This window comes from Bradyrhizobium hipponense, from assembly GCF_008123965.1.
GTDB lineage: Bacteria > Pseudomonadota > Alphaproteobacteria > Rhizobiales > Xanthobacteraceae > Bradyrhizobium > Bradyrhizobium hipponense.
On the sequence record NZ_VSTH01000265.1, the window covers coordinates 1 to 5634 of the forward strand.

Here is a 5634-nt window from a genome sequence, read left to right on the forward strand (position 1 = left end):
AAGAAAACGCTGACCTAGTGGAGCACGTTTCACAGGAGTAACTCATCGGGAGCGGCGGTCGGTGCGCGAAGCTGCACTGCGTCTCGGCTGCAATGCATGACGTTCACAACCACGCGGCTCAACACATCCCTTCGTTTGGCTTTTCGGCAAACGTGACACAGCTTGCGTTTCTGTCGACGGCGCCCGAGTCTTCTTCCGGCCGATGGCGCGATCTGCTTGTCAATCGGCGTTCGACTGGGACCCCTATCGGCATCCAACAGGGACCCCTTTGATCGGCGTGCTCTGCTGGTAGCGCGGGGTCGTCGGAGCTGGTCGGGGTTGCGGAGGCGGCGCGAGCGCGGGTTGTTTAAACATCGTCGCGGCTTTTAAAGCGGCGGCTGTCGTTGCCGGTCTCGACGATGCCGCAGTGATGGCTCAATCGGTCGAGCAGCGCGGTAGTCATTTTGGCATCGCAAACACGCTCGGCCATCCACGGTGATGATGCCGAGATCGGGCGGGCCCATCGACGCCGTCATGGCTGCGCCCGAAAGATAAAGCGCGTCGAAACCGGCCGCCTTGGCCTGCAGCGCCGCCATACCGTTGTGAGCGCCCGGCAACTTCAGAATGCCGGGCCGCTTCAACAGGTCGCAAAAGCGGCGGCCGGCGGATGCGCCGGGAGGATCGGCGGCAACGAGATAAGTCATCGTCCAGAGCTCCGGGATCGTTAATGCGCTGCGTCGCGTTTGCGCAGTGGATTTGGCAGATCGATAGAACACGTTGCCCTCGAACAGCCGCCGCGCAGTGGGGTAAACCGCGCCATGAATGGTTCGTGCCTCCGCGGGATTGTCGGCGTGTTCGACGACCGCATCGACCACGGTCGTACCGGAGGGGTGGGCGATAGTAATCGGGCCATCGCCGGCGCGCACCATCCGGTTCGCAAGCGTGCCATTGATGCGCACCGCGATCGCAAGGTGATCGGAACTGCCCGGTGCGGCTGACTGATCGAAATCATCCGGATGCCCAGCGACATATCCGAAGGCTCAAGCGCCCGACCCGATAACGTCGTCATTTGGCGCGGCGCCACGATCATCGCGACCTTGGGCACGCTCGAGATCTCGGCGGCTGCCGCGACATCAGGTGCAAGGCCCATCGCAACCGAACCCGCGCAGCGAATCGCCTCCATCCGTTCGAGAAATACCGGATCGCTCTCGAGTGCCTCGGGCATCTCGCTGCCGTCCTTGCCAAGCGAGGCGGCGGCGACAAAGACGCGAAGGTTGGCGGCATCGACTAGAGAGACCTCAACGGAGCCCAGGTCGGGGAGGTCGAAATGATCGCAGGCGTGTCCGGTCGGCAGCAGGCGTCCGGTTCACCTTCGCGCGATGCGAACGTTTTGAATGTTTCTCTCCGGTGCGACGGTTCGATCGACTGGCGATCGTTGCTTCATCCGAGTGCCCGGGCTCAATTAAGCAGTCGATAGCAGTTCGCGCCCGCTCCAAATGCAGGGATGGACGATAGACGCCCCCTTCGCCAGCTATGTCGATGATATTGCGGTGAACGGATGTCTGTGCTCACCGCATAGCGCCGCTTCTGACGCCTTTTGCCGTTCTTTCCCCGCTGCTATGTAGCCGATACTTTCGTTCCTGACTCTGCAGTGGACGTGGATCTTCCAATTCATCCCACGGATGATCCGCGACGCGATCTATGACTTGGTCGCGTGCAACCGCTATCGCTGGTTCGGCCGTCGTGACGCTTGCATCCTGCCGAATTCGGATCGTTCGTGGCCATCGCGAGCCGCCCCGAAACTGCGGGATGATGGCGCCTGACGCTGGTTGGCTGTGGCCGACCTGACGAAGGAAGCAGCGTTACCGCAATTCAACTCAGTCCTTATCACCGTAAGCACAATCTACCGGATCAGCTTCGCGTGCGATGCGGGACTCCAGAGCGGGCCGTGATCGAAGGAACGAAGCTCGTTCAAACGTCGGGACGTCACTACTGCAGCCGAAATCAATCCTTCTCCGGCGACCGCTGCTGGCGCGATATCCGTCATCGATCTTTGCAGCTCCTCCAGCCGAGCGCGTCGACCCTTTAAATCATCTCGGGCAGCAGACGTCAGTTGCCGCGCTGCAATTCCTGCGCGCTCTCGGTCGACATCACCGAGGATTCGCGCCGCCTCCGCCCGCTCGCGCATCAGCGCCTGCAGCCGCCCGGCGCTTTCCGTCAGCTCGGCGATTCGATTCGAGATATGGGCCGCAGTGGTTCGGTTGCGATCTCACCAAAGTCGCGACCACAGACGGGACAATCATCCGAATGGATATGCGGCAGGATTTGAGCAAGAGCTTGTGCGAGTGTCCCGGCCTCGGCCGCATGGTCCGCGATCTGCTCCTCAAGCACGGCTTGCCGAGATCGAGCTCTCTCCGAGTTTTGATCTAGCGACTCAATTCGCGTCGTGTCCTGCGTATCTCGTGTCAATACCGCGACGCAGCGCTCCAGTTCCACGTTCAGCGTCTGAATGGCCGCCGCCCGCGCGCGCTCTGGCCCGGTAGAAAGTGGCGAAGGCAAGTCGGCGAAAAACTCTTTAAGGCTGGCGAAGATATTCTCGAGCATCTGCCCGGATGACAACCTCCAAGCTTCCAGCGCGGCGTTGGCATCAGCTGCCGCTCGTTCAGCACCGTCGCGATCGACGGCAGTAACGGGCGACTGCACCGTCCGCCACTGGTCGCGCGTCGCGAGGATGTCCCGGCGCAATCGTGCCAGCCGTTGAAGCTCGGGCTCCTCAGGACGGCTTGCCAAAATCCGGGTAAGCTCCGCGTCGGATGCCGTCGAACCGGCCTGAACGCCGATCTCCATGAGCTTGCTCAGCAGCCGATCATTGACGACCCGGATCTCATCATCGAGACGCACCCGTTCAGCTGTATCGGTACCGATTTCCTTCTCGAGTGTTGGTATGTTCCCTCGGACCTCCCAATAGACCGGAACCGTGTCACGTAGGCGGCGCACATCGCCCACATCATGCAACCCCTCGATCAGCGCATCGAGGTGATCCAGTCCAAGCAGATCCTTGACGAACTTCGTCAGTGGCGAGTCGGTCTTGCGCGTATCTTTGTCCTCGTAGATTTCCAGCAGTCGGCCCAGCGTCGCTTGGGCCAAGTAACAACGCTCGCTGTAAAAGCCTGCGCGGGACACCAGGATTTCTGTCGATCTTGAAGGGCCGTCTAATCCGTTCTCCGACTACGATTTGTGCGCGGAGGAATTCGATAACACGCGGGACTACCTTCTTGAGCCCGTCGACACGGCCAAATGAAATGCCGGAACCCAGCCAGAGCGCGTAGCGATCCTCCGCAACACCCTCAGCGAATGCCGGAAACTGGCCATCGAGAAGCCCCAGGGTTTTGGCCTACGCTAATTGTCGCTGCCGTTGGTGCAAGCGCCATTCTAGCGTGCCCCGTATTCCAACGGCGAACTGGCCGATTGCTCTGGTGTTAGGAGCCATCCGACATTCGCCGAACCTGAGATTACCGCACCCGAGCTGTCGTTCTCCTAGCATCCCAAGTCGCTTCCCGACCTATCCATAGAGTCTCCCGGGGCAACGACGAATCTTCAGACGTCGGCTATTTTCCGCATTTTATTCGAACAGAGCAGCGATGTCTGCTATCGGCCGAAACAACTTCATCGCCGATCGGGAAGCGTCTCGCGTGGTCTCGCGCGCAAGTCACAATGATCATCGCTATCAAGGCGGGCTTGCGGCGCCCATCCGAATTCCACGCCATAGCTATCCAAATCCCGCACCCACATTGGATCCCCCTTTCTCGCATCAACCGTGTCCGTTTCCATGTTGAAAGTCCGATTTGGCTAGAGGCATGGGAATATGGCGGCAAAGAACGAAAGGGCTCAGATCGAGTTGTTCGCTGCCGCGGCACCAGAAGGACCAGACCCGACGGTCAGCGCTCGGGTCGACGAGGCGACCCTGCGCCTAGCCCGCCTGATTGGCCGCCAGATGGCCCGCGAGGAGTTCGAGCGGCGACACCAACGCCAAAAGACGAAGGAAGGAGCTGATATTAAGAAGCGAGGATAGTCGCCATGACAAAAGACAGAAGTTGACGCGAGTCCATATTATACGTATAATGCGGACTCAATCAACCACCCTAGTCGGAAAACCCGTCATGGTTCAAACGAGCGCCTTGGAATTCCAACGCAAATTCGGCGAGTTTCAGCACCAGGCTCAGCGAGAGCCCGTAGAGATTACGCGCCACGGCCGGCGGGAGTTCGTGCTGATGTCGGCCGAACACTATGACTGGCTAACGGCGGCCGCCAAGCGCACCTACCGAACGGTCGATACATCCCAGGTGGTGATCGACGCTGTTGAACGGGCCGAGATGGACCCTGAACATGCCGCGCTCAACGAACTGCTCAAGTGAGCCGGCCAAGTGGCCTTTCCTGAGCCTAAGCCGGGCTTCGTCGTCCGCTATGATTATCTTTGGACCCATGAAGCGGCAGCGGGACGTGATCAGGGAAAGGACCGTCCGGCCTGTCTCGTCGCCGCGAGCGACAGCCAGACAAGGCCACGTTTTGTGGTCCTGTTGCCGATCACCCATACGCCGCCCGATGGCGATACGATCGGGATTGAGATTCCAGCGAAGGTCAAACAGGCAATTGGTCTCGACGATGCGCGGAGCTGGGTCATCGTATCCGAGCACAACATCGACGAATGGCCGAACGCCGGTCTTTTACCGGTCCCGGGAAAGCCGGGCGTATTCGGTTATGGCTTTATTCCGCCCGGCTTGTTCGCGCAGATCAAAGCCAGGTTCCTCGAGCTCGCTCGACAGAACAAGAGCGGCGCAGTGCGCCGCTGATTGCGTAGGGATGTAAGGGAAGCCTCCGATGACCCGCGTTGCCCTGTATGCCCGCTATTCCTCCGACAATCAGCGCGATGCTTCGATCGAAGACCAATTGCGCATCTGCCGAGAGAAGGCTGAGCGCGAGAAGTGGACGATCGTCAGCACTTACAAGGATGCGGGAATTTCCGGCGCCAGCATGATTTTGCGGCCGGGCATCCAGACGCTCTTGCAGGATGCTCAGCGCCAACAATTCGACGTCGTGTTGGCGGAAGCGCTAGATCGCATCAGTCGCGATCAGGCGGATGTCGCAACGCTATTCAAGCATCTCCGCTTTGCAGGTGTGCCGATCATCACGCTGGCCGAGGGCGAAATCAGCGAGTTGCACGTTGGGCTCAAGGGCACCATGAACGCCCTATTCCTGAAGGACCTTGCAGCGAAAACGCATCGCGGGCTGCGTGGTCGCGTCGAGGACGGCAAGTCCGGCGGTGGCCTCTGCTACGGCTATCGCGTCGTCAAAAAGCTGGATGGGCGTGGCGATCTAATCCGCGGCGATCGCGAGATCGATGGAGCGGAGGCAATTGTTGCGCGTCGCATTTTTAGGGTTTTGCGTCTGGCATCAGCCCGCGCGCGATCGCCAGAGCGCTAAATGCTGAGGGTATCGTCGGCCCCGATGGGAATTTATGGAATGACTCGACGATCCGCGGACACGTAAAGCGCGGCACCGGCCTCATCAATACCGGCCTCATCAATAATGAGTTGTATGTCGGCCGGCTGGTCTGGAACCGGCAGCGTTACGTTAAAGAGTCGTCCGTGAAGAACG

The 5634-nt window shown here is 60.0% G+C and carries 5 protein-coding genes and 3 pseudogenes; 4 read left to right on the plus strand and 4 right to left on the minus strand.

What is annotated here, in order from left to right:
• Positions 1 to 346: 346 nt before the first annotated feature.
• The 3 genes and pseudogenes from FXV83_RS43705 to FXV83_RS45655 form a co-directional block, all read right to left on the minus strand.
• Positions 347 to 454 (minus strand): annotated as a pseudogene (locus FXV83_RS43705) (ATP-binding protein); the annotation flags it as partial.
• Between the two features lie 13 nt (positions 455 to 467).
• Positions 468 to 683: pseudogene (locus FXV83_RS45650) on the minus strand (methylisocitrate lyase); the annotation flags it as partial.
• Between the two features lie 20 nt (positions 684 to 703).
• Positions 704 to 1336, minus strand: coding sequence for a PrpF domain-containing protein (locus tag FXV83_RS45655; RefSeq protein ID WP_430648985.1), 633 nt, complete (start codon positions 1334 to 1336; stop codon positions 704 to 706).
• Positions 1337 to 1625: 289 nt separating this feature from the next.
• Here FXV83_RS45655 and FXV83_RS41495 point away from each other — a divergent pair, with 289 nt between their 5' ends.
• On the plus strand, positions 1626 to 1802 hold the full coding sequence (locus FXV83_RS41495) for a thiol-disulfide oxidoreductase DCC family protein (protein ID WP_283811757.1): 177 nt from the start codon (positions 1626 to 1628) through the stop codon (positions 1800 to 1802).
• A 394-nt stretch (positions 1803 to 2196) separates the two neighbouring features.
• Here the strand turns inward: FXV83_RS41495 and FXV83_RS41500 are convergent, their stop codons facing one another.
• Complete coding sequence (locus FXV83_RS41500; RefSeq protein WP_148745773.1) at positions 2197 to 3126, minus strand: hypothetical protein; 930 nt, start codon at positions 3124 to 3126, stop codon at positions 2197 to 2199.
• A gap of 1013 nt (positions 3127 to 4139) precedes the next feature.
• Here FXV83_RS41500 and FXV83_RS41510 point away from each other — a divergent pair.
• The 3 genes and pseudogenes from FXV83_RS41510 to FXV83_RS41520 all read left to right on the plus strand — a co-directional run.
• Positions 4140 to 4394, plus strand: coding sequence for a type II toxin-antitoxin system prevent-host-death family antitoxin (locus FXV83_RS41510; RefSeq protein WP_148745775.1), 255 nt, complete (start codon positions 4140 to 4142; stop codon positions 4392 to 4394).
• A gap of 9 nt (positions 4395 to 4403) precedes the next feature.
• Positions 4404 to 4829: a hypothetical protein gene (locus FXV83_RS41515; RefSeq protein ID WP_148745776.1), complete on the plus strand. Its 426-nt coding sequence runs from the start codon at positions 4404 to 4406 to the stop codon at positions 4827 to 4829.
• A 28-nt stretch (positions 4830 to 4857) separates the two neighbouring features.
• A pseudogene (locus tag FXV83_RS41520) lies at positions 4858 to 5634 on the plus strand (recombinase family protein); the annotation flags it as partial.